At 74.3% G+C, this 23,602-nt stretch carries 22 protein-coding genes; 8 read left to right on the forward strand and 14 right to left on the reverse strand.

Features of this window, described 5'->3' with window-relative positions; genetic code table 11:
• Positions 1-40 precede the first annotated feature (40 nt).
• A complete protein-coding gene (sepF, locus tag ABZY31_RS24495) occupies positions 41-499 on the forward strand; it encodes a cell division protein SepF (RefSeq protein ID WP_356413729.1) in 459 nt (152 codons plus the stop codon).
• A gap of 9 nt (positions 500-508) precedes the next feature.
• Here the strand turns inward: sepF and ABZY31_RS24500 are convergent, their stop codons facing one another.
• Positions 509-1,693 (reverse strand): acyl-CoA dehydrogenase family protein, encoded by a 1,185-nt coding sequence (locus tag ABZY31_RS24500; protein WP_356413732.1) that lies wholly within the window; start codon positions 1,691-1,693, stop codon positions 509-511.
• 398 nt (positions 1,694-2,091) lie between these two features.
• Positions 2,092-3,834, reverse strand: a complete 1,743-nt coding sequence (locus ABZY31_RS24505; RefSeq protein WP_356413735.1) for an MFS transporter — start codon at positions 3,832-3,834, stop codon at positions 2,092-2,094.
• Positions 3,835-4,219: 385 nt separating this feature from the next.
• Between ABZY31_RS24505 and ABZY31_RS24510 the strand changes: the two genes are divergently transcribed.
• Entirely contained in the window at positions 4,220-5,323 is a 1,104-nt protein-coding gene (locus ABZY31_RS24510) for a hypothetical protein (RefSeq protein WP_356413802.1), read from the forward strand.
• A gap of 296 nt (positions 5,324-5,619) precedes the next feature.
• A complete protein-coding gene (locus ABZY31_RS24515) occupies positions 5,620-6,678 on the forward strand; it encodes a phosphatase PAP2 family protein (RefSeq protein ID WP_356413738.1) in 1,059 nt (352 codons plus the stop codon).
• Positions 6,679-7,476: 798 nt separating this feature from the next.
• On the opposite strand, the gene ABZY31_RS24520 is transcribed toward ABZY31_RS24515, so the two are convergent.
• Positions 7,477-8,199 (reverse strand): transglycosylase family protein, encoded by a 723-nt coding sequence (locus ABZY31_RS24520; RefSeq protein ID WP_356413740.1) that lies wholly within the window; start codon positions 8,197-8,199, stop codon positions 7,477-7,479.
• A 343-nt stretch (positions 8,200-8,542) separates the two neighbouring features.
• Between ABZY31_RS24520 and ABZY31_RS24525 the strand changes: the two genes are divergently transcribed.
• The gene (locus tag ABZY31_RS24525; protein ID WP_356413804.1) at positions 8,543-9,349 is read left to right on the forward strand and encodes a hypothetical protein; all 807 of its coding nucleotides are present in this window, start codon (positions 8,543-8,545) and stop codon (positions 9,347-9,349) included.
• A gap of 232 nt (positions 9,350-9,581) precedes the next feature.
• Complete coding sequence (locus ABZY31_RS24530; RefSeq protein WP_356413743.1) at positions 9,582-10,061, forward strand: hypothetical protein; 480 nt, start codon at positions 9,582-9,584, stop codon at positions 10,059-10,061.
• A 19-nt stretch (positions 10,062-10,080) separates the two neighbouring features.
• On the opposite strand, the gene der is transcribed toward ABZY31_RS24530, so the two are convergent.
• The 4 genes from der to ABZY31_RS24550 all read right to left on the reverse strand — a co-directional run bounded on the left by der (position 10,081) and on the right by ABZY31_RS24550 (position 14,205).
• A complete protein-coding gene (gene der / locus ABZY31_RS24535; RefSeq protein ID WP_356413746.1) occupies positions 10,081-11,547 on the reverse strand; it encodes a ribosome biogenesis GTPase Der in 1,467 nt (488 codons plus the stop codon).
• A 76-nt stretch (positions 11,548-11,623) separates the two neighbouring features.
• Positions 11,624-12,316, reverse strand: coding sequence for a lysophospholipid acyltransferase family protein (locus ABZY31_RS24540; RefSeq protein WP_356413749.1), 693 nt, complete (start codon positions 12,314-12,316; stop codon positions 11,624-11,626).
• The gene (cmk, locus tag ABZY31_RS24545) at positions 12,268-12,978 is read right to left on the reverse strand and encodes a (d)CMP kinase (RefSeq protein WP_356413752.1); all 711 of its coding nucleotides are present in this window, start codon (positions 12,976-12,978) and stop codon (positions 12,268-12,270) included. The genes ABZY31_RS24540 and cmk overlap by 49 nt, the downstream gene beginning before the upstream one ends.
• A gap of 141 nt (positions 12,979-13,119) precedes the next feature.
• Positions 13,120-14,205: a prephenate dehydrogenase gene (locus ABZY31_RS24550; RefSeq protein ID WP_356413755.1), complete on the reverse strand. Its 1,086-nt coding sequence runs from the start codon at positions 14,203-14,205 to the stop codon at positions 13,120-13,122.
• 162 nt (positions 14,206-14,367) lie between these two features.
• Here ABZY31_RS24550 and ABZY31_RS24555 point away from each other — a divergent pair, with 162 nt between their 5' ends.
• The 3 genes from ABZY31_RS24555 (at position 14,368) to ABZY31_RS24565 (ending at position 16,062) form a co-directional block, all read left to right on the forward strand.
• Positions 14,368-14,709, forward strand: a complete 342-nt coding sequence (locus ABZY31_RS24555) for a DUF952 domain-containing protein (RefSeq protein WP_356413757.1) — start codon at positions 14,368-14,370, stop codon at positions 14,707-14,709.
• Positions 14,710-14,815: 106 nt separating this feature from the next.
• Positions 14,816-15,310 (forward strand): Rieske (2Fe-2S) protein, encoded by a 495-nt coding sequence (locus ABZY31_RS24560; RefSeq protein ID WP_356413759.1) that lies wholly within the window; start codon positions 14,816-14,818, stop codon positions 15,308-15,310.
• A gap of 62 nt (positions 15,311-15,372) precedes the next feature.
• Entirely contained in the window at positions 15,373-16,062 is a 690-nt protein-coding gene (locus tag ABZY31_RS24565; RefSeq protein WP_356413762.1) for a nucleotidyltransferase domain-containing protein, read from the forward strand.
• 22 nt (positions 16,063-16,084) lie between these two features.
• On the opposite strand, the gene ABZY31_RS24570 is transcribed toward ABZY31_RS24565, so the two are convergent.
• The 7 genes from ABZY31_RS24570 to ABZY31_RS24600 form a co-directional block, all read right to left on the reverse strand.
• On the reverse strand, positions 16,085-17,104 hold the full coding sequence (locus ABZY31_RS24570) for an ADP-ribosylglycohydrolase family protein (RefSeq protein WP_356413765.1): 1,020 nt from the start codon (positions 17,102-17,104) through the stop codon (positions 16,085-16,087).
• Positions 17,101-17,856 (reverse strand): NUDIX domain-containing protein, encoded by a 756-nt coding sequence (locus ABZY31_RS24575; protein ID WP_356413768.1) that lies wholly within the window; start codon positions 17,854-17,856, stop codon positions 17,101-17,103. Before ABZY31_RS24575 ends, ABZY31_RS24570 begins: the two co-directional genes overlap by 4 nt.
• Positions 17,853-18,992 carry an AAA family ATPase gene (locus tag ABZY31_RS24580; RefSeq protein WP_356413771.1) on the reverse strand — a complete coding sequence of 380 codons (1,140 nt, stop codon included), beginning with the start codon at positions 18,990-18,992 and terminating at the stop codon, positions 17,853-17,855. Before ABZY31_RS24580 ends, ABZY31_RS24575 begins: the two co-directional genes overlap by 4 nt.
• On the reverse strand, positions 18,989-19,588 hold the full coding sequence (gene pnuC, locus ABZY31_RS24585; RefSeq protein WP_356413774.1) for a nicotinamide riboside transporter PnuC: 600 nt from the start codon (positions 19,586-19,588) through the stop codon (positions 18,989-18,991). The genes ABZY31_RS24580 and pnuC overlap by 4 nt, the downstream gene beginning before the upstream one ends.
• Positions 19,589-19,707: 119 nt before the next feature.
• Positions 19,708-21,252, reverse strand: coding sequence for a pseudouridine synthase (locus tag ABZY31_RS24590; RefSeq protein ID WP_356413777.1), 1,545 nt, complete (start codon positions 21,250-21,252; stop codon positions 19,708-19,710).
• 21 nt (positions 21,253-21,273) lie between these two features.
• Positions 21,274-21,945 (reverse strand): SMC-Scp complex subunit ScpB, encoded by a 672-nt coding sequence (scpB, locus tag ABZY31_RS24595; protein WP_356413780.1) that lies wholly within the window; start codon positions 21,943-21,945, stop codon positions 21,274-21,276.
• The gene (locus tag ABZY31_RS24600) at positions 21,938-23,113 is read right to left on the reverse strand and encodes a segregation/condensation protein A (protein WP_356413783.1); all 1,176 of its coding nucleotides are present in this window, start codon (positions 23,111-23,113) and stop codon (positions 21,938-21,940) included. The genes scpB and ABZY31_RS24600 overlap by 8 nt, the downstream gene beginning before the upstream one ends.
• Between the last annotated feature and the right edge of the window lie 489 nt (positions 23,114-23,602).

Genomic DNA, 23,602 nt, shown 5'->3' on the forward strand with positions numbered 1-23,602 from the left:
GGAGAAGAAGACAGACAGACACCGGTGAAAGGAGGCGTCCATGGGTTCGGTACGCAAGGCGAGTGCCTGGCTGGGTCTCGTCGAGGACAGCGGCGACGAGCGGTACTACGACGACGAGTACGCGGAGGCCGCGGCACAGAGCAACCACTCGGGCGGTGTCGAGCGCGAGCAGTGGGTCACCGACCCCCGGATCCAGGTGGCGTCCGAGTCGGCCGTCGAGCAGGGGCGGCGGATCGCCACGGTGACGCCCGACGGCTTCCGCGACGCGCGGGGCATCGGCGAGCTGTTCCGCGAGGGCGTTCCGGTGATCGTGAACCTGTCGTCGATGGACCCGGGCGACGCCAAGCGCGTGGTCGACTTCGCGGCCGGACTGACCTTCGGCCTGCGCGGCTCGATCGAGCGGGTGGCGACCAGGGTCTTCCTGCTGACCCCGGCCGACACCCAGATCGTCAGCGGCGAGCCCGGCGGGCGCACGCGCGACTTCTTCAACCAGAGCTGAGCGGGGTGCTCACCGGAAGGCGTCGAGGCCGGTGAGTGCCTTGCCCAGGACCAGCTGGTGCATCTCGACGGTGCCCTCGTAGGTGAGCACCGATTCGAGGTTGGTGGCGTGCCGCATGACGGGGTACTCCAGGGAGATCCCGTTGGCGCCGAGCACGGTCCGCGCGGTGCGGCAGATCTCGATCGCCTCGCGGACGTTGTTGAGCTTGCCGAAGCTGATCTGCTCCGGCCGCAGGGTGCCCGCGTCCATGCGGCGGCCCAGGTGGTGGGCGAGCAGGATGCCCTTGTGGAGTTCCAGTGCCATGTCCGCGAGCTTGGCCTGGGTGAGCTGGAAGCCGCCGATCGGCTTCCCGAACTGCTCCCGCGTCTTCGCGTAGTCGAGCGCCGACTCGAAGCTGGCGCGCGCCGCGCCCATGGAACCCCAGACGATGCCGTACCGCGCGTGGCTGAGGCAGCCGAGCGGTCCCTTGAGACCGGTGACGCCCGGCAGCACCGCGTCGGCGGGCAGCCGTACGTCGTCCAGGACCAGCTCGCTGGTCACCGACGCGCGCAGCGACCACTTGTGCTTGATCTCGGGCGCCGAGAAGCCGGCGCTGTCCGTCGGCACGGCGAAGCCGCGGATCCCCTCGTCGGTCTGCGCCCACACCACGGCGACGGCCGCGACGCTGCCGTTGGTGATCCACATCTTGCGGCCGCTCAGCACCCAGTCGCTGCCGTCACGCTTGGCGTGGGTCCGCATCGCGGCCGGGTCCGAGCCGACATCGGGCTCGGTCAGCCCGAAGCAGCCGATCAGCTCGCCGGAGGCCATGCCGGGCAACCAGCGCTGCTTCTGCTCCTCGGATCCGTACTTCCAGATCGCGTACATGGCGAGCGAGCCCTGTACGGAGACCAGGGAGCGGATCCCGGAGTCGGCGGCCTCCAGCTCCAGGCAGGCCAGTCCGTACTGCACGGCGCTGGCGCCCGCGCACCCGTACCCGGTCAGGGACATCCCGAGCGCGCCGATCGCCCCCAGCTCGCGGGCCAGTTCCCGGATCCCGGGCAGCTCGCCCTTCTCGTACCAGTCCGCGACGTACGGCAGCACGCGGTCGGCGGCCCAGTCCCGGACGGTGTCCCGCACGGCGAGGTCCTCGGGGCTGAGCAGCTCGTCGAGCCCGAGGGGGTCGGTGGGGACGAAGGGCGTTTTCGACGCGGACACGGGGGCCTCCCGGCGGGCCTGAGACAAAACCTAGCGCTGCAAGTTATCCCCCGCCCGTGCCCGTGGTCCACCCCTGCCCGAGGCCGGGGCGGGGGATCGCCCGCCGGTGCGGGCCGGACGTGCTCGCCCTGATCCGCCGGGCACGCGTCAAAGCTGCCCTCAAACGCCGGGCAGGCTGAATTGCCCTATGGGCAACTCAGCCTCGCCCACCCCCCAGCCCCGCCGGCGTTTGAGGCGCGGGGTCCGGGGCGGAGCCCCGTGTCCACCACCCGCACCCCCCAGCCCCGCCGGCGTTTGAGGCGCGGGGTCCGGGGCGGAGCCCCAGGGAATGGGGAAGGGTGGGGAGGGGCAGGCTCCGCGCAGCGGATACCGGCCGGGCACCCGGCCGCCGGCCCGGGTCACGGCTGACGCGACCGGTCCCGCGCCCGGGTAGGGGCCGAGGCCGGAGCCGGGTGGCCGCCCCCGGTCGGGAGCGGGTGGCTGCCGGCGGCCGGGGCCGGGTGGCCGCCGGCGGCCGGGGCCGGGCGGGTGCCCGGGGTCGGTTGGGGCGGGAGCCATGGTGGGGCGGCGGGTTCCGCGCACGGCAGACCCGGCCCCCCGACCGGCTCGGGCTCCAGCCCCCGCGGCAGCCGTAGCCCCAGCACGGCCCCCAGGAACAGCAGCCCCGCACTCACCCCCAAGGTCACATGCAGCCCGTGCACGAAGGCGTGCCGCGCCGCGGAGTACAGCGCCTCCCCCGCCGGCCCCCCGAGCCCCCGCGCGATCTGGTACGCCTCGCCGAGCGAATTCCCGGCCCGCCCCGCATCGGCCGCCGACACCCCCGGCACCTCCCGCAGCCCGGGTATGTACGCCGCGTTCATGACGCTGCCGAGCAGCGCGATGCCCATGCCCGCACCCAGCTGGTAGGAGGTCTCGCCGATCGCCGCCGCACCCCCCGCCTTGCTGGCCGGAGCCTCGCTCAGCATGGACTCGTACGCCGCGAAGAGCGTCGTCTGGAGCCCGAACCCGAGCACCACGAAGCCGGAGGTCAGCAGCCAGGGCCGGTCGTCCAGGCCCATCAGCGTCAGCAGCAGCACCGCGCAGGCGGTGAGCGTGAAACCGAGCGAGACCATCGTGCGCGGCCCGACCCGCTGGAGGGTGTACGAGCCGGTGGCACCGGCCGCCATCGCCGCGAAGGTCAGCGGCAGCAGCCGCAGACCGGTCTCCAGCGGGGTGAGGTGCAGCACCAGCTGGAGGTACTGGACGGCGATCAGCTCCAGGCCGACCAGCGCCAGCATGGCGAGCACGATGCAGGCCACCGAAGTGGAGAAGGCCGACCGGGAGAACATCCCGATGTCGATCAGGGGGTAGCGGCGGCGTTTCTGCCGCCGTACGAAGAGCACCAGCAGCACGATCCCGGCCAGCAGCGGCAGCACCGCCCCGGCCTCCATGACGCTCCGGTCGGCGCCCACCCGCTTGACCCCGAGCACGGCGGCGAGCACGCCCCCGGCTGCCATCAGCGCGCCGAGGACGTCCCAGGGACCGTCGTTCGCCCCCTTCGACTCGGGCAGCAGCCAGCGGCCCAGCGGCAGGATGAGCGCCATCAGCGGAATGTTGATCAGGAAGACGGAACCCCACCAGAAGTGCTGGACGAGGAAGCCGCCGATGACCGGCCCGCCGGCCGCGCCCACGGCGGCCACGGCGGTCCATATGCCGATGGCGAGGGCCCGCTCGCGCCGGTCGGGAAAGACCGCGCGCAGGATGGACAGGGTCGCGGGCATGATCATGGCACCGCCGATGCCGAGCAGTGCGCGGGCGGTGATCAGCAGCTGGGCGTTGCCGGCGAGGGCGGCGATCGCGGAGGCGACGCCGAAGAGCGCGTAGCCGAACAGCAGGACCCGTCGGCGGCCGACCCGGTCGCCCAGGGTGCCGAAGAGGATCAGCAGCGCGGCGCACACGAGGGGGTAGGCGTCGACGATCCACAGCAGTTCGATCGCGCCGGGGCGCAGGTCCTCGGTGACCGAGGGGACCGCGACGTGCAGGATCGTCGAGTCGAGCGCGACGAGGAGCAGGCTGACGCAGAGGACGGCGAGCACGGCCCAGCGGTTGGCGCCGCCGGTGAGCGCGCCCAGCCGCTGCCGGAGGGTGTTCGTCTCCGACATGCATCTACCTCCCAGGTGAGCCCTCGCCTCGGCGGAGCAGCGTCCGACGGCCGCGGACGGCGGCGTTCCACGGGCCCGGCATCGACGGCGAGTGAACGGACAGCGTACGCGAGTTCGAGCCACCGCCGACGTGGCCAAGCTCTCATCACGGTCACGGTCGCACGGCCCCCCGGGAGCCCGGCGCAGCACCCCCCTTCCCCGTCCCCCACGGGCGTACGCACCAGGTCACCGGCCGGGTCCCGGCCCGCGGGCCCCGATAATCGATCCCGTGAACGACCACGCCCCGCACGCCCCGACCGCCCCGCCGCCCCCGGGGAACCGGCCTGCGCCCCGCCCCTCGGGCCGCGTCGCGGTCCGCCGCGCGGGAGCCCTCGTACCGGCCGCCCTGCGCCGCGCGGCGCCCGCGCTCGCCGCCTTCGCCGCGGTCCGGGCGCTGGGGCTGCTCGCCCTGTGGCTGTGGGGAAGGGCCGCGGACAGCAGCGCGCACACGCTGCTCGGCGCCCGCTGGGACTCCCTCTGGTACGCGCGGGTCGCGGCCGAGGGGTACGGGTACGAGGTGGTGCTCGCCAACGGCGACGTCCACTCGAACCTGGCCTTCTTCCCGCTGCTGCCGTGGCTGGAGCGGGCCGTGGCCGCGCCGACCGGGCTCCCGTACGGGGACGCCGGCCTCGTGGTGGCGTGGGCCGCGTCCCTGGCCGCGGCCTGGGGGATCTTCGCGGTCGCCGACCTCCTGTACGGGCGGCGGGCCGGGGTGGCGGCGGTGGCGCTGTGGGCCGCACTGCCGGTCGGCGTCGTGCAGTCCATGGCGTACAGCGAGGCGCTCTTCACAGCGCTGGCCGCCTGGGCGCTGTACGGGGTGCTGCGCGGCCACTGGCTGACGGCCGGCGCGGCGGCCTCGCTGGCGGGACTGACCCGGCCGGTCGGAGCCGCGGTGGTGGTCGCGGTCTGGGTGGCCGCCGTACGGGCCTGGCGGCGCGGCGAGGGTTCGTGGCGCACGGCGGCCGGGGCGGTGCTGGCCCCGGTGGGCGCGGCGGGGTACGTCCTGTGGGTCGGCGCCCGCACCGGGGGCGGGTTGTTCGGGTACCTGGACGTGCAGGGCGGCTGGGGCAACGGCTTCGACGGGGGCTGGGCCTTCGCCCGCTTCCTCGCCGGCCGGCTCGGCTCGGGGACGCCCGCGGGCGTCCTCGCGGGGGCGGGGCTGATCGCGGGGGTCGCGCTGGTGCTGTGGCTGTGCACGCTGTGCGTGCGGGGGCGCCAGCCGGTGGCGCTGCTGGTCTACGGCGGGATCGTGGTGGCCCTGGCACTGTGTGCCTCCGGGTACTTCGGGTCCAAGCCGCGGCTGCTGCTGCCCGCCTTCCCGCTGCTGCTGCCGCTCGCGGTGGTCCTGGCCCGGTGGCGGACGGGCCGGTCGGCGGCGGTGCTGGGGGCGCTCGCCCTGGTGTCGGCGGTCTACGGCGCCTGGTGGCTGAACGGTTCGGGGCCGCCGTAGCGGCTCCTCCCGCACCGGGGCGCCGTAGCGGCCGCGCGGTATCGGATGCGCCGTAACGGAAGGGGGAATTCCGATCCATCTTTGCGCAAAACAATTCCTTCTCGCCGCCATAAAGTCCCGATAAGCACATCCCCTTATTCGGGACACCCTTGGAGCACGCACCGGCGGCCGCGGCACGGGCCAATGCCGGATTCCAGTGAATAAAGACCCGAACGAGACCAACTCCACATCACATGGTCATCACAAAGCCAGGGATTCGACCGGGCGGCCCATCGGCGCGCGGTAACGTCGATTGGGTGCGTACCGACCAAATTTTCACCCGTCTGGAGCGGGTGTTCGCCCGCCTCGACCGGGAACCCGAACGACCGGCTCATCTGCAAGTGCCGCAGATGAGCCGGCACCGTGTCGTGCTCTTCGGCGCGACGCTCGTGTTCTACCTGTCGATCGTGATCGGGGTACTGACCACCTCGTGGCTGGTCCGGCTCGACTGGCAGCTCATGTTCTTCCGGCCGTACGAGCAGTGGCCGCAGGTGCACGCCTTCCTCGACTACCTCGTGGTGCTGGGCCAGCGCGGCCCCACCTCGATGATGGTCATGGCCTGGCTCGGCTGGCGCTGCTGGCGCCAGCACACCCTGCGCCCGCTGATCACCCTGGGCGTGGCGCTCCTCGCGCTCAACGTGACCGTGGGCTCGGTGAAGATCGGCCTCGGGCGCCTCGGTCCGCACTACGCGACCCGGATCGGCTCCGCCGAGATGTTCGGCGGCGGCGATATATTTCCTTCCGGCCACACCGCCAACGCCGTGGTGACCTGGGGGATCCTGGCCTACCTGGCCTCCACCGGAGTCACCCGGCGGGTGCTGTCGACGCTGTCCGCGATCGTCGCGCTGAGCGTCGGTGCCACGACCGTCTACCTCGGTACGCACTGGGTCAGCGACGTGCTGCTCGGCTGGGCCGCCGGGTTGCTGGTACTGCTGGCGCTGCCGTGGTTCGAGCCGTTCATCGCGCGGGCCGAGGCCTTCATCATGGAGCAGCGCGTCGCCTGGCGGCTGCGCCGCGAGAACGGCCGGGGCGTGGTCCCGGTGCCCGTGGCGCCGCTCTCCGCGCAGGCCAAGGTGTTCGTGCAGCGGGCGGCCAGTGCGCTTCCCGCCGCCGAGGACGTCACCGCGGTGCCGGCGGGTGCGGCGGCCGGGCACGCCGCCGCGGCCCGTACGGCCGCCCCGCACGTGGCCGCCCGGCCGCACCTCATCCGCTCGGAACGGACCCCGGTCACGCCGGTCGGCAGCCGCCGGCCGCCGCACACCGACCGGGACCGGACCGGGCGCAATCCGGCGGCCCGTCCGGTGACCGGAGGCTGACCTTCCGCGCGGGCGGGGACCCGGTACGCACAGTCCGAACCCGCCCCTCGCCCCGCCCCTCGACGCTCCGCCACGACTGCCGCGAGCCGGATCTCCCTCCGGGCCGCGGCAGTCGTGCGTCAGCCGGACGCCCAGGTGTTCGTCCAAACCGGGTCACGCTTGTGTCACGGATTGTCGACAGCCGCCGCCCCGCGGAGTTCGGCCGGGCAATTGTTTACCGCCCCCGCCGCGGCCCCATTCGCATTCCCCGAAGCCAAGAATTCCCACACCCCATTCCCCGAACCCCTTCCCCCTTTCCGTGCCCCGGGGCCCCCGAACTGACACCGGCCCGGCCCCTGAGTCCCCACCCGAGCCCGGCGGTTCCACGGCCCGGACGGCCCCGCCACCACGCGCCCTCAAACGCCGGGCAGGCTGAGGTCCCCCGGCGGTAGCCGACGGGCTGACCCGCCCGAGGCGCCTCCGGCGGGTGCCCTCAAACGCCGGGCGGGCTGAGATGGCCCCGCCAGCACGCCGCGTCACCCGGCGGACGACCACGCACACCACCCCAGCCCCGCCGGCGTTTGAGGCGCCCCCGGAGGGACCCCGAGCGGCACCGCCCCACCCGGTGACAGCGCACCCCGGGGCGGGCGCCCCTCAGAGGCCAGGTGCGGGCCTCTCGCCCTCCGGGGGCGCCTCAAACGCCGGCGAGGCTGAAATGCCCGCGCCGGCGAGCCGCAGCCACATCCAGCCCCGCCGGCGTTTGAGGCGCCGCCGGAGGCAAGGTCAGCCCGCCCGGCGATTGAGGGCAGCACCGGCCCGTCAGTGCCCGCGCCCACCCGGCACGCCCGCCGCCGGACTCGGCACCGGCACCGCAGCAGGGGCCGAGGCCACCGGGCCAGGAGCCACCGGAGCCGGATCCGGTGTCGGCGCCGCCCCCGCCGGGGCCGGCGGATCCGCCGCGGGGAGGACCAGGAGCGTGCCCACCACCAGGGCATCCGGCCGCCCCCCGATCACGACCCGGTTCGCTTCGTACAGCGCCCGCCACCCACCCCGCACCCGATGCCTCCGCGCGATCGAGTCCAGCGAGTCCCCGCCCCGCACGACGTGCATCCGCCCCGCCAGCCCGTACCGCTTCGAGCAGACCGGCCACGCCTCCCACCCCTGGGTGCCCAGCACGTCCTCCGCCACCCGGATCTGCTGGTCCCGCGCCGCCAGGTCCGCGCGCGGCGCGTAGCCGAGCCCGCCGTGCTCCTCCCAGGTCGGCTGCCAGAACTGCAGGCCCCCGTAGAAGCCGTTGCCGGTGTTCACGTTCCAGCGCCCGCCGCTCTCGCAGTCGGCGACGCAGTCCCAGGGCCACTCGCCGCCCGGCCCGCAGTCCCCGGGCCCGGTGCCGATCACCCCCGGCGCGCCGACGGCCGCCACCCCGCCGGGGCCGGGCGCGGGCGGGGGCGGCGCCGAGGCGTACCCGTGCGAGGCCGCCGACGGCAGGAACACCAGCGCGGCGGCCGTCACCACGGCCGCCCGGATCCGGAAGGTGGGCATCTGGTCACGCTACGCAGCCCCCGCGCGCGCCCCGCCCCGGCGCGCGGCCGCGCACGCCCCGCCACCCGGAAGGCCGACGCCCGGTGCGCCGCCCCGCTCGCGAAAATCGCGCATTCGGCGCTGCCAACTGAGCACAAAAGGAAAAGAGTTGACACGAACACGAAGCTCCGGTCAGCCCGTTCACTCGTCCGGGGGGCAGGTTCGATTCCGTTCCCTCTTTCGGCGTGACCACGGACACCGCTCCCCCGTTGATCCCGGCGAGCCGGGAACCGCCCGGCCCCGCACGCCGAGACGGAACGGCCCACCGGTCCGTCGTAGTCCGAGGAGTCACTCCGTGCCGCGCATGCTCGAGGTCAGTGATGACGTACGCGCCGAGATCGGCGACGAAGAAGCCAACCGGCTGCTCGCCGGTGACCAGGCCCCGAGCAGTTACGACTGCACCTCGTGCCGCACCCCGGGAGACTCGGAGCGCGAGCAGACCAGCACCGTGCTGTTCGTCGGCGAGGAGACGGCCGTCCTCGCCTTCGCCCACGCCCTGTGCATCCCCTCCCAGGTGGTCAACGTCTCGGAGGCCCAGCTCCAGGGCGCCGTCCGCAGCATCACCGGCACCGACCCGGCCGCCGAGGCGCCCCGCGACGCCTTCGCCGCCCCCGAGGTCCCCCAGGCCGTACCGGGCGGCCAGGCCGTCCTCGGGATCACCAGCGGACTGGTCCTGATCGGCGGCGAGCTGCACCCCGCGCTGGTCGTCGAGCCGACCGCGCCGATCGCCCGCCCCGGCACCGACGGCCCCGGCGACGACTTCCTGCCGCTCCTGATCGAGCAGGGCTTCATCCCGGTCACCGACACCTCCACCCTGCCCTCGCAGCTGTCCGGCTGGTCGGTCCTGCTCGCCGCGGGCCTGCTGCACGCCGTGCTCCAGCCCGGCGTCGACGGCGGCGCCCCCACCTCCTGGTGGCAGGCGCACAAGGCGCTCTCGGTCACCGACGGCTGGCGGGCCGCCGTCAACAAGACCCAGCGCGTCCTCGTCTACGCCGCCCCCGCCGGGTCGATCGGCCAGCAGCCCCGCGAGGACCTGCTGCGCGACGCGCTCGACAAGGCCGCGGCCGCGGGCAAGCTCGTGGCCGCCTCCATGCCCCTCGCGGGCACCTGAGCCCCGCCGCACCCCCACCGGACTGCCGTCGTCCGGTCCCGCCGCCGGACCGCTCCGGTGCCGGGGCCGTGCGGCGGCGTGCGCCGGGGGTGCGCGGTCCGTCCCGCACACCCACGGCGATCTGCGATTTCTCCCCGGCGCCCCGCATCCGCGGGGCGCCGGTTTCGTTGGCAGATACGTGCATTCATACGATCCCTCCCGCGCCCCGTCCTATCCGAGCACCGTCCCCCCGATGCGCCCCGCCTGGACGCGGGAGGGGGCGCACGCCGCGTCGCACGCCGTCTCGCCCACCCCGATCTTCGACGCGCTGTACTCGGAGTACCTGCGCTCCTTCCGGGCCCTGCCCGGCGACCGCAGCGGCGAGGAGGACCTCGGGTTCACCGCGTTCGGGACGGCCCAGGCCGCCCACGGGGGCGCGCTGGCCACCACCGGCTACGGGAGCACGTACGGCAGCGGCCAGACCAGCACCAGCGGCTGGAACGGGTCCGCCTGGCAGACCGACCCGTGGCAGTCCTCGTACGTCCCGCAGTCCTCGTACGTCCCCCAGCCGTCCTACGCCGCCCAGGGCGCCCAGGCCTCCTCGGGTACGTCCTCGTCCCACGGGTACGCCGCCATCGCCACCGCCCCCGGACACGCGAACGGGCGGCAGCACCAGACCGGGATGCAGCACATCCCGGCGGCCCTGCCGCCCGCTCCGCGCCGGGGCTACTGACCCCCGGCGGACCTTCCGGTCACTTCTTGGCCTTGCTCTTGTTGAAGCCGCGCTTCTCGCGCACCCGCACCGAGATGTGGATCGGGGTGCCCTCGAAGCCGAACTCCTCGCGCAGGCGGCGCTCGATGAAGCGCCGGTAGCCGTGCTCCAGGAAGCCGGAGGCGAAGAGTACGAACCGCGGCGGCTTGGTGCCCGCCTGGGTGCCGAACAGGATGCGGGGCTGCTTGCCGCCGCGCACCGGGTGCGGGTGGGAGGCGACGATCTCGCCGAGGAACGCGTTCAGGCGGCCCGTCGGGACGCGCGTCTCCCAGCCCGCCAGGGCCGTCTCGATCGCCGGGACCAGCTTCTCCATGTGGCGGCCGGTGAGGGCGGAGACGTTGACGCGGGGGGCCCAGGCCACCTGCTGCATCTCGGTCTCGATCTCGCGTTCGAGGTAGTAGCGGCGCTCCTCGTCCAGCTCGTCCCACTTGTTGTAGGCGATGACGATGGCGCGCCCGGACTCCACGGCCATGGTGATGATGCGCTGGTCCTGGACGCTGATCGACTCGGTGGTGTCGATCAGGATGACCGCGACCTCCGCCTTCTCGACGGCGGCGGCGGTGCGCAGGGAGGCGTAGTAGTCGGCGCCCTGCTGGAGGTGGACCTTCTTGCGGATGCCCGCGGTGTCCACGAACTTCCAGGTGATGCCGCCGAGCTCGATCAGTTCGTCGACCGGGTCGCGGGTGGTGCCGGCCATCTCGTTGACGACGACCCGGTCCTCCCTGGCGACCTTGTTCAGGAGCGAGGACTTGCCGACGTTCGGGCGGCCGATCAGCGCGATCCGGCGCGGACCGCCGGGGGCGGCGGTGCCGAAGGTCTGCGGCGGGGCCTCCGGGAGCGCCTCCAGGACGGCGTCGAGCATGTCGCCCGTACCGCGGCCGTGCAGCGAGGAGACCGGGTGCGGCATGCCGAGGCCGAGCGACCACAGGGCGCTCGCGTCCGCTTCGCCGCTCTGGCCGTCCACCTTGTTGGCGCAGAGCACGACGGGCTTGCCCGCCCTGCGCAGCAGCTTGACGACGGCCTCGTCGGTGTCGGTGGCGCCGACCTTGGCGTCCACGACGAAGACGACCGCGTCGGCGGTCTCGATCGCGTACTCGGCCTGGGCGGCGACGGACGCGTCGATGCCGAGGACGTCCTGCTCCCAGCCGCCGGTGTCCATGACCTTGAACCGGCGGCCGGCCCATTCGGCGTCGTACGAGACGCGGTCGCGGGTGACGCCCGGCTTGTCCTCGACCACCGCTTCGCGGCGGCCGATGATGCGGTTCACCAGGGTCGACTTGCCGACGTTCGGGCGGCCGACGACGGCGAGGACGGGGAGCGGGCCGGCGCCCGCCTCCTCGATCGCGCCTTCGACGTCCTCGATGTCGAAGCCTTCTTCCGCGGCGAGCTCCATGAACTCCGCGTACTCGGCGTCTCCGAGTGCTCCGTGGTCGTGCTGGTCGTTCATGAAGTCCGTTCCTCGTCGTTCGTGGTGATCGGTGGCACCCGCAGCGTGCGGATCCACTACTGAGTTCAAGTCTCGCCTAGCGGCCGGTGAGCCGCTTGGCGTCGGCCAGGTGGCGGGTCAGCCGGTCCTGGATGCGTACGGTGGCCTCGTCGAGCGCGGTGCGCGTGCGGCGGCCGCTGCCGTCTCCCGCGTCGAAGGCGTCGCCGAAGACGACGTCGACGCGGCCCCTGAAGGGCGGCAGTGCCGTGACCAGCCTGCCACGGCGCTCGGTGCTGCCGAGCACCGCGACGGGCACTATGGGCGCCCCGCCGCGGAGCGCGAAGTACGCCAGGCCCGCGCGCAGCGAGGCGAAGTCGCCGTCGCCGCGGGTGCCCTCGGGAAAGATGCCGAGCACGCCGCCGCCGCCCAGGACGTCCAGGGCGCGGGTCACGGCTCCGCGGTCGGTGCCGGAGCGGTCGACCTTGACCTGTCCGATCCCTTCCAGGAAGGGGCCGAGCGGGCCGATGAACGCTTCCTTCTTGACCAGGAAGTGCACGGGCCGCGGCGCGGTGCCCATGACCATGGGGCCGTCGACGTTGTGGGAGTGGTTGACGGCCAGGATGAGCGGCCCGGAGGCCGGCACCTTCCACGCGCCGAGCACCCGGGGCTTCCAGAGCCCGTACATGAGCCCGATCCCGATCCGCCGGCCTGCCGCCGCACCCCGCGGGGAGGGCGCTTCGCTCACCGGCCGCCACCCGCCCGCTGGTCCTCCACGAGGGTCACGACGCACTCGATGACCTGGTCGAGGGTGAGGTCGGTGGTGTCGACCTCGACCGCGTCCGCCGCCTTGGCGAGCGGGGAGGTCTTGCGGCCGGAGTCGGCCGCGTCGCGCTTGATGAGCGCCGCCTTCGTGGCCGCGAGGTCCTGGGCCTGGGGGCCCTTCAGCTCGCCGCTGCGGCGGGCGGCGCGCGCCTCGGCCGAAGCGGTGAGGAACACCTTGAGGTCGGCGTCGGGCAGGACGGTGGTGCCGATGTCCCGGCCCTCGACGACGATCCCGGCGGCGCTCTGGGCCGCGTCGGCGGCGATCGAGCGCTGGAGGTCGGTGATCAGGGTGCGCACCTCGGGCACCGCGCTGACCGCACTGACCTTGGAGGTGACCTCCTGGGTGCGGATCGGCCCGGCGGCGTCGAGGCCGTCCACGCTGATGGTGGGGGCGCAGGGGTCCGTACCGGAGACGATGACGGGCTTGCCCGCCGCGAGCGCGATGGCCTGCGGGTCGTCGAGGTCGACGCCGTTGGTGATCATCCACCAGGTGATGGCCCGGTACTGCGCACCGGTGTCCAGGTACCGCAGCCCGAGCTTGGCGGCGACGGCCTTGGAGGTGCTGGACTTGCCCGTGCCGGAGGGACCGTCGATGGCGACGATCACGGCGGACTGAGCGGCGGTTTCCACGGGGCGAGCACCTTCCTGGTTGCGCGTACGTGTCCGGGCGCGCGAAAACGCCCCTCCTTAAGGGTAACGACTCGCCGGGGCCCTTGACGCCGGTCGCTCCGGGGGCCGCCGGGAGGGCCGCGGGAGCCGGGCCGGGGAGGCCTACTGGCGCAGTGCCCAGCCGCGCTCGCGCAGCTCGGCGGTGAGGCCCGCCGCCGCCCTCGGTTCCACGCTCAGCTGGACCAGGCCGGCCTGCTGCCCGTTGGCGTGCTCGATCCGTACGTCCTCGATGTTGACCCCGGCCCGCCCGGCGTCGGCGAAGATCCGCGCCAGCTCGCCCGGCTGGTCGCTGATCAGCACGGTCACCGTCTCGTACACGGTCGGCGCGGAGCCGTGCTTGCCCGGCACCCGGACCCGGCCCGCGTTTCCGCGGCGCAGCACGTCCTCGATGCCCTCGGCGCCGCCGCGCCGCTTCTCCTCGTCCGCGGACTGCAGTCCGCGCAGTGCCTGCACGGTCTCCTCCAGGTCGGCGGCGATCCCGGCGAGCACGTCGGCGACCGGCCCGGGGTTGGCGGAGAGGATCTCCACCCACATCCGGGGGTCGGAGGCGGCGATCCGGGTGACGTCGCGGATGCCCTGCCCGCACAGCCGTACGGCGCTCTCGTCGGCCTCCTCCAGCCGCGCGGCGACCATGCTGGACACCAGCTGCGGGGTGTGCGAGACCAGCGCGACCGCCCGGTCGTGGGCGTCGGCGTCCATCACGACGGGCACGGCCCGGCAGAGTGCGACCAGCTCCAGCGCCAGGTTCAGCACCTCGTGGTCGCTGTCCCGGGTCGGCGTCAGCACCCAGGGGCGCCCCTCGAACAGGTCGGCGGTCCCGGCGAGCGGGCCGGAGCGCTCCTTGCCCGCCATCGGGTGCGTCCCGATGTACGCCGTCAGGTCCACGCCCAGGGCCTCCAGCTCGCGCCGCGGGCCCCCCTTGACGCTCGCCACGTCGACGTAGGCCCGGCCGAGGCCCCGCTCGATCGCGTCGGCCAGGGTCGCGGCCACATGGGCCGGCGGTACGGCGACGATCACCAGGTCGACCCTGCCCTCGGCGGGCTCGTCCGTACCCGCGCCGAAGGAGGCGGCCGTACGGGCCTGGGCGGGGTCGTGGTCGGTGAGGTGGACGGTGATCCCGCGGGCGGTCAGGGCGAGGGCCGCCGAGGTGCCGATGAGGCCGGTTCCGATGACGGCGGCGGTTCTCACGGGGGCTCCTCGGGTGGATCGTGCGGCGGGTGCGCCGGTGGGCCGGTGGACCGCTGGGCCGGTGCGCTCCCAGGGTAGCCAGGCTCCGGCACCACGGGGGCCCGGTGGGACCGGGCGGCGGCCCCCGTACCGCACCGGCCGGGCCTGCGGTAGAACGACGGCATGATCTTCCACATCGTCCCGCTCGCCGACTGGTCCGCCGCGCCGGAGCGCCCGTACGCCCCGCCCTCGCTCGACTCGGAGGGCTTCGTGCACTGTTCGGGGGACGCGGCCACCGCGCTGGCCGTCGCCGACGCCCACTTCGGCGGGGTCGGCGGGCCGCTGCTCGCGCTCGAACTCGACGAAGGAGCCCTGACCGCGCCGGTGCGCCGGGAGGGTGAATCCGGCGGCCGCTACCCGCACGTGCACGGTCCGTTGAACCGGGACGCGGTGGTCCGCGTGTGGGAGGTCGTACGGACACCGGGGCGACCGGCGGAACTGGTTCCGCGGGCACCCGGTCACTGACCGGGGACCGGCCGGGCGGAGCGGACGGCGGCGCGGCGGGCTTCTCACGAGGCCCGTGAGGCGCCAGGATGCTGCTGCCCCACCGGTCACCCAGCGAGGAGAAGTCATGAGCGAGCCCACCCGCACCGCCCGGCGCACGGTACTGGCGGCAGGAGCGGTGGCCCTGGCGGGCGGCGCGCTCACCGCGTGCGGCGGTGACGAGAAGCCGGCGGGCGGTTCCGGGGCCGCCACGAGCCCCGGCGCGGTCCCGAGCGGGCCGGACGGCGCGTCGGCCGCGCCCTCGGCGGCACCCTCCACCGGCGGGACGGCCGGCAAGGCGCTGCTCAAGGCCTCGGCCGTACCGGTGGGCGGCGGCACGGTCCTCAAGGACGAGAAGCTCGTGGTCACCCAGCCGTCGGCGGGCTCCTACCGGTGCTTCACGGCGGTCTGCACCCACCAGGGCTGCCTCGTGAACAAGGTGGCGGACGGCACCATCGACTGCCCGTGCCACGGCAGCAAGTTCAACGTCATGGACGGCGCCGTGGCCCACGGCCCGGCCACCCGCCCGCTCGCGGAGAAGAAGATCGTGGTGTCCCCGGCGGGCGACATCACCCTCGCCTGACCCGCGGGCCACTCCCCGAAATCGCGTCGCGTGGCGGGCCGCCACCCGCCTACGCTGCGGCGATGGACAGGGACGACGAGCTGACGCTGGTGAGCGAACACACGGTCTACTCGTGCGTGATGGGTTCGCGGGCGTTCGGGCTGGCGACGGAGGCGAGCGACACCGACCGGCGCGGTGTCTACCTCGCCCCCACCCCGCTGTTCTGGCGGTTCGACAAGCCGCCCACGCATGTGGAGGGGCCCCGGGAGGAGGAGTTCTCCTGGGAGCTGGAACGCTTCTGCGAGCTGGCCCTGCGCGCCAACCCCAACATCCTGGAGTGCCTGCACTCCCCCCTGGTGGAACGGCTGACCCCGGTGGGCGAGGAACTCCTCGCGCTCCGCGGGGCGTTCCTCTCCCGGCGCGCCCACACCACCTTCACCCGCTATGCGACCTCGCAGCGCGCCAAACTCGACGCGGACGTCCGGATCCACGGCGCCCCGCGCTGGAAGCACGCGATGCACCTGCTGCGCCTGCTGGAATCGTGCCTGCACCTCCTGCGCACGGGCCGCCTCTCGGTCGACGTCGGCCCCCTGCGCGAGGGCCTGCTGGCCGTCAAGCGCGGCGAGGTCCCCTGGCCCGAGGTGGAGACCCGCATGACCCGCCTGGCGGCCGACTGCGAGAGCGCCCTCCTCACCACCCCCCTACCGCCGACCCCCGACCTCCCCCGCGTAGAAGCCTTCCTCCACCACACCCGCCGCACCTCGGCCCGCTGAGGGGGCGGGAGTCCAGCACGGCTCACGCGTCCCAGAGGGTGCCGAAGGCGAGGAGTTCGTCGCGGTATTCGATGCGGCCCTCCCAGTCGCGGGGCCAGACGGCCGCGCCGAGGTGGGCGCCCGCGAAGGCGCCGGTCAGGCAGGCGATCGAGTCCGAGTCGCCGGCCGTGCAGGCGGCGCGGCGCAGGGCGGTCAGCGGGTCTTCGGGGAAGAGCAGGAAGCAGTGCAGGGCGGTGGCCAGGGCCTCCTCGGCGATCCAACCGTCGCCGGTGGCCAGGCAGGGGTCGGTCTCCGGGGAGGGGGCGCGCAGGGCGGCCGCGAGGCGGTCCAGGACGGCCAGGCAGTCGTCCCAGCCGCGCGCCATGTACGACTCGGGCGAGGCGTCCGCGGTGGTGCGCCGCCAGAGGTCGCCGAGCCAGCGCTCGTGGTAGCGGGTCCGGTTGTCGAGGGCGTAGGAGCGCAGCTGCCCGACCAGGCCCGTCACCTCGGTGCCGTGCGCGAGGAGGTGCACGGCCCGGGCGGTGAGGTCGGAGGCCGCCAGCGCCGTCGGGTGGCCGTGGGTGAGGGCCGACTGGAGCTGGGCGGCGCCCGCCCGTTCCTCCTCGGTCCAGCCGGGTACGAGCCCCACCGGCACCACCCGCATGTTGGCCCCGCAGCCCTTCGAGCCGACCTGGCTGGCGTCGCGCCAGTCGCGCTCCGGCTCCTTCAGCAGCGAGCAGGCGACCATGCAGGTGCGGCCGGGGGCGCGGTTGTTCTCGGGCGAGCGCCACCATTCGACGAACTCCTCGCGGACCGGGCGGGCGAGCCGCAGCGGAGCGACCAGGCCGCGTCCGGCGGCCGTCCGCATGCCGCGGGCCAGGGCGAGGGTCATCTGGGTGTCGTCGGTGACGATCGCCGGGCGCGGCAGCCCCATCTCCCGCCAGGGGCCGGTCTTGGCGAGGATGGAGGGGACGTCGTTGAACTCCGTCGGGAAGCCGAGGGCGTCGCCCAGGGCCAGGCCGATCATGGCTCCCGTCGCCGCCCGCTTGCCTGTCGTGGTCATCGTGAGGGTCCTTCCGAAGGGCGGAGCAGGGGCGGGTGGAGGGCGGTGGCCGGGCCGGCCCGGTAGAGCGCGGCCGGTTTGCCGCGCCCGCCGGTCAGCCGGGCGGCTCCCGGAACCGCGTCGACGAAGCCGGGGGTGGCGAGCACCTTGCGGCGGAAGTTGGGGCGGTCCAGGGAGGTGTCCCAGACGGTCTCGTAGACGCCCTGGAGCTCCCCGAGGGTGAACTCCGGCGGGCAGAAGGCGGTGGCCAGGCAGGTGTATTCGAGCTTCGCGCCGACCCGTTCCCGCGCGTCGGCCAGGATCACCGCGTGGTCGAAGGCGAGACCGAGGCCCGGTTCCCGCGCCTCCTCCACCGGCATCCAGCGCGCGTGCTCGGCGTCGCCGCCGCCCGCCGGGGCCGGTTCCGGCATGTCCGGGACCAGCGCGGTGAAAGCGACCGAGACGACCCGCATGCGGGGGTCCCGGCCGGGGTCGCTGTACGTGCGCAGCTGCTCCAGATGGAGGTCCGCGACCACGGGCCCGGGCAGCCCGGTCTCCTCGGCGAGTTCACGGCGGGCGGCGTCCTCGGCGGACTCGCGGGGCAGCACGAACCCGCCGGGCAGCGCCCAGGCCCCGGCGTACGGTTCCTGGCCGCGCCGGATCAGCAGGACGTGCAGCCGCCCGTCCCGCACGGTGAACACGGCGAGGTCGGCGGTGACGGCGAACGGCTCGAAGGCGGCCGGGTCGTACCCCTCGGGGCGCCGGGCGCTCACCGGCGCTCCGCCGTCATGGAGGTGCCCCCGCGCTTGTTCTCCGGCAGCGGGTCGGCGAAGTGCCAGCCCTCGGCCAGCAGCGCGTCCACCGCCCGGACGGCCGTCTCCAGCCGCTCGCGCCGGTCCCCGCCGACGACCAGGAAACGCTTCCCGGTGCGCGTGAGTTCCTCCCGGAACCGCCCGGTCATCCAGGGCCGCAGCCCGGGCCCGTCCCGCAGCCCGTCGTCCTCGAAGGGGACGCCCTCGTGGTCGGTGAGCAGGTACAGGTCCCGCCGCGGCCCGCAAGCGGCGATCTCCTCGACCTCCGCGCTGCGGGCGCCGAGGTAGCGCTCGTGCCAGATGCCGGTGGCGAAGGAGTCGGTGTCGCAGAACAGCACCGGCGAGCCGAGCCGGGCCGCCGCCTCTTCGTCGGCGTCCTGGCGGCGCGCGATCACTGGGAACTCGGCGGAGGCGAACTCCGCGTCGGCCCAGTCCGCCGCCGGGTCGGCGGCGCGCAGGGCCGCCAGTTTCTCCTCGCTGTAGCGGCGCCCGTACTCGGCGACCCAGCCGGTCCGCGCCCAGATACCGCCCCGGCCCCGGTAGTGCGCGGCGAGGGCCCGGGAGAGGGTGGTGGTGCCGGTGGACTCGGCGCCGAGGACGACGACCCGCCGGGTGAGGGCGGCCCGTACGCCCGGGCCGAGGAACTCCCAGGTCCCGACGGGGTCCGCGCGCACGGCCGTCCCCGAGACCGGGAAGAGCGAGCGGGCGGGGTCGACGAGGACCTCCTCGGCGCCGAAGCGCCGGGCCAGCTCGCTCCCGTACTCCTCCGAGGTGAAGACGGCGTCCACCGGCTCGCCGACGGCGCCCCGGAAGACGGCCATGTGGGCCTCCCACACCGCCGGGTCGTACAGGTCGACCGGGATGTCGTCCACCGCGCCGACGACCCGCGCCCCCGGGTGCGCCTCGCGCATCCAGGCGACCCGGTCGGCGAGCGGCACCGACTCCACGGAGGCGGCGCAGACCAGGACGGTCAGCCGCTCGCACCGCTCCTGCGCGGTCCGCACGAGGTGGTGGTGGCCGGCGTGCGGCGGGTAGAACTTCCCGAGCACGAGCCCGTGCCCGTGGCGCCGCCCGGAGCCCGCCGGGTGCGCCGTCATGCCGTCGCTCCCGCGGCCGGTGTACGGGCGGCGGGCGTGGCCAGGGACCGCAGCCAGCCGACCAGGCCCGCCACGCACAGGGCGAGGAAGCCGACGTACAGGGCGGAGGTCAGGTACAGCCCCTTGTAGGCGTACAGCGGGACGTAGACCAGGTCGGCCGCGATCCACAGCCACCAGGACTCGACGAGCTTGCGGCACTGCCCGTAGGTGGCCATGAGCGAGAGGGCGGTGGTGAGCGCGTCCCAGAACGGGACGGTGGAGTCGCTGACCCGGGCGAGCAGCAGGGTGAGCCCGAGGGTCCCCACCACCCCCGCCGCGGCGAGCCAGGCCCATTCGGCGCGCGTGGTGCGGCGCACCGGCAGGGCTTCGGCGGCGCCCGGTCCACCCCCGTGGGTCCAGGACCACCAGCCGTAGGCGGCGAGGGCGATGAAGACGATCTGGAGCCCGGCGTCGGCGTAGAGGCCGGTCCGGGCGAAGAGCACGATGAAGAAGATGTTGTTGGCGATGCCGATCGGCCAGTTGGCGATGTGCTGCCGGGCCACCAGCCAGACGCACAGGGCGCCGGTGGCGAAGCCGAGTACCTCGGTCCAGTCCACGTCGGACCCCCCGCTCTCTTTATAGTCATCCTGACTATAAAGGCGAAGGGCCGGTCGGGGCAAGGGAAAAGCCCGCGGCGCCGAGGGCGCCGCGGGCTCTCCGGGTGGTGCGGGCGGGACTACAGGCCGACCTCGCGCATCAGCATGCCGACCTCGGTGTTGGTCAGGCGGCGCAGCCAGCCGGACTTCTGGTCGCCCAGCTCGATCGGACCGAAGGCGGTCCGCACGAGCTTCTCGACGGGGAAGCCCGCCTCGGCCATCATGCGGCGCACGATGTGCTTGCGGCCCTCGTGGAGGGTCACCTCGACCAGGTAGTTCTTGCCGAGCTGGTCGACGACGCGGAAGTGGTCGGCGCGGGCGTAGCCGTCCTCCAGCTCGATGCCGTCCTTGAGGCGCTTGCCGATCTCGCGCGGCAGCGGGCCCGTGATGGCCGCGACGTACGTCTTCTTCACGCCGTACTTCGGGTGCGTGAGGCGGTGGGCCAGCTCACCGTGGTTGGTGAGCAGGATGATGCCCTCGGTCTCGGTGTCGAGCCGGCCGACGTGGAAGAGACGCGTCTCACGGTTGGTGACGTAGTCGCCGAGGCACTGGCGGCCGTCCGGGTCCTCCATGGTGGAGACGACCCCGGCGGGCTTGTTCAGCGCGAAGAAGAGGTACGACTGGGTGGCGACGGTCAGGCCGTCCACCTTGATCTCGTCCGAGGGCAGGACGCGCTTGCCCTGCTCCAGCACGATCTGGCCGTTGACCTCGACGCGCGACTGCTCGATGAGCTCCTCGCACGCGCGGCGCGAACCCATGCCGGCACGGGCGAGCACCTTCTGCAGGCGCTCACCCTCCTCCTCGGCACCCGGGAAGGTCTTCGGGGTCTTGATCACGGGCTTGTCGGCGTACCGGTCGCGCACGCGCTCCTCGATCCGCGCGTCCAGCTCGCGCGGACGGGACTGGCCGCTGCGGCTGCCGGGACCGCTGCGCGGGCCGCCCGCCTGGCCGATGCCCGGGGTCCTGGAGGTCTTGGGGCCGCCCTTGGCGCCACCGCGGGCCGCCGCGCCACGGGCGCCGCCGCGGTTGCCGTCGGCCGCGCCACGGGCACCGCCGCCGCCCGCCTTGGCACCGCCGCGGCCGTTGCGCTCGCCCTCGGGGCCGACATCGTAGCGGCGCTCCTCGGGACGGGGGTTGCGGATCCGGGGCGCGGGCGCCTGGTCGCGGTCACGGGAGTCCGAGCCGCCGCCCTGGTAACCGCCGCCGCCCTGGTAGCCACCGCCCTGGTAGCCCCCGGAGGACGAGCCGCCGCGGGAGCCGCCGCCCTGGTAGCCGCCGCCGGAGGAGGAACCACTGCGGGAGGCGCCGCCACCCTGGTAGCCGCCACCGGACGAACCGCCGCGCGAGCCGCCGCCCTGGTAGCCGCCGCCGGAGGAGCCCCCGCGGGAGGCGCCGCCACCCTGGTAGCCACCGCCGGAGGAGCCGCCGCGCGAGCCGCCGCCGCCCTGGTAGCCACCCGAGGAGGAGCCGCCGCGCGAGCCGCCGCCGGAGGAGCCCCCGCGGGAGCCGCCGCCCTGGTAGCCGCCGCCGGAGGACGATCCGCCGCGGGAGCCACCGCGCCCGCCTCCACCGCCGCCGCTGCTGTTCCTGTTGCCGCCGCCGTTGCCGTTACCGCTGCTTCGCATCAAAGTTCCGTCGTCTTGTCGTCATTCAGGAGTATCCGGCGCATACGGTGCGTCCGGATCGAACGACGGCACACCCTCCAGCGCCTCGGCTTCGATCGCGTCCGCCTCGGGGAGGAAGGGCGCGAGCTCCGGGAGCTCGTCCAGGCCGCGCAGGCCCATCCGCTCCAGAAAGTAGTTCGTCGTCCTGTACAGGATCGCACCTGTTTCGGGTTCCGTCCCCGCCTCGGCCACCAGACCGCGCTGCAGGAGGGTCCGCATGACCCCGTCGCAGTTGACTCCGCGCACCGCCGAGACCCGCGAGCGGCTCACCGGCTGGCGGTAGGCGACCACGGCCAGCGTCTCCAGCGCGGCCTGCGTCAGCCGGGCCTGCTGGCCGTCCAGGACGAAGGCCTCCACCGCCGCCGCGTACCGGGGCCGCGTGTAGAAGCGCCAGCCCCCGGCGATCAGCCGGAGCTCGAAACCGCGGCCCTGGCGGGTGTACTCGTCGGCCAGCTCCCGCAGGGCCACCGCGACCTCGCGCGGGGTCCGCTCCAGCACCTTGGCGAGGTGCGCCTCGGTCGCGGGTTCGTCGACGACCATGAGTACGGCCTCCAGCGCGGGCCCCAGCGGCAGCCCGCCCGGGCCCCCCTGGCCGCCGCCGCCGTCCGCCTCGTCCCGCTCGTCCGCCTCGTCCCTCTCGTCCACGTCACTCATCCCGTACGCCTTCCCCGGTCCGGTCGAACTCGTCACTCACGGCCGCCGCTGGAGCCGCGCCGTCCTCGCCGCCGCTCCAGCGGACGGTGAGCGTCCGCAGGGCCTCCTCCTGGTCCAGGACGACCGCCTTCTCCCGGTAGAGCTCCAGCAGCGCCAGGAAGCGCGCCACCACGGTGAGGGTGTCGGCGGTGTCCTCGGTCAGCTCCTGGAAGGTCGCCTCGCCGCGGGCCCGCAGGATCCGTACGACGACCTCCGCCTGCTCCCGGACGCTGACCAGCGGTGCGTGGATGTGGTCGACGTACACCTCGGGCTTCGCCCGGGGCCGCATCGCGTTGACGGCGATCCGGGCGAAGCCCTCGGGGCCGATGCTGATGACGACGTCGGGCAGCAGTTCCGCGTGGTGCGGCTCCAGCCCGACGGTGCGGGGGTAGCGGCGGCCCTCGCTCTCGGCCCGCTCTTCGAAGATCGCGGCGATGCGCTTGTAGGCGCGGTACTGGAGCAGCCGGGCGAACAGCAGGTCCCGGGCCTCCAGCAGCGCCAGGTCGGCCTCGTCCTCCACCTCGGCCGCCGGGAGCAGCCGGGCGGCCTTGAGGTCGAGGAGGGTCGCGGCGACGACGAGGAACTCGGTGGTCTGGTCGAGGTCCCAGTCCGGTCCCATGGCACGGATGTGCGCCATGAACTCGTCGGTCACCTTCGAGAGGGCCACCTCGGTGACGTCGAGCTTGTGCCGCGAGATCAACTGGAGGAGAAGGTCGAAGGGCCCCTCGAAATTCGCCAGCCGCAGCGTGAACCGGCCGTCGCCGGGGGCGAGGGCTGCCGGGGCGGCCGCGCCGGGGCCGTGGCCCTCCGGCTCACCGGGGGTGGGAACGGCCGGGCGGGGGCCGGGGTCCTCCAGCTCACCGGGGGCCGGGGCGGCCGGGCGGGGGCCAGACCTGCCCGCGGGCTCCCCCGACGCACCGACAAGGCCCTGTACGGGCGCAGGAGGCTCTCCTGCCGCCTGCGGGCCCTCCGCGGCCGCCGGGGCCTCCGCGGGGCCCACGGGGCTCTCTACGGCCGTTTGCGGCGGCTCGGGAGCGGCGGCCCCGCCCGGGCCGAGGCTGCGACGGGCGCGGCGGCCAGGACGGCCGGGGTCGGCATCCGCGGCGGCGTCTGGTGTCGAGGGGGGCATGGCGGTCCAGGGAGTACGGAACGGGAAACGGGATACGGAACGGGGAACGGGATCTCGGCCCCATGCTGCCCCCTGCGCCCCCGGCAGCCGGTGAGGCCCCGCGCGAGCGGCGGTTCGCCGCGCGCACCGCCCCGACCCCTGACAGGTCGCCGCCACGTCGGGGGCGCGAAACCCCGCGGGGGCGGCCCGAGAGCGGACGCAGGCCCGCGGACCTCGGACCACGGGGCGGCCCGCAGCACGGAGCCGGTGCGGTGGGCTTGGCACGGAGCGGGGGCGGGACGCGAGCGGCGCAACCGGCTCGGAGCGGCGCTCTTGACGCGGAGCGGAGCGGTGCTCTCGGTAGCGAGCAGGGCACCCGGCTCGGAGCGGCGCTCTTGATACGGAGCGCTGCGCCAGGGTCGCGAGCGGTGCACCCCTGGCACAAAGCTGAGCACCGACACGGAGCGGTGCTCTCGGTACGGAGCGGCGCGCCTGGACGCGAGCGGTGCA

This window comes from Streptomyces sp. NPDC006529, assembly GCF_040611795.1.
GTDB lineage: Bacteria > Actinomycetota > Actinomycetes > Streptomycetales > Streptomycetaceae > Streptomyces.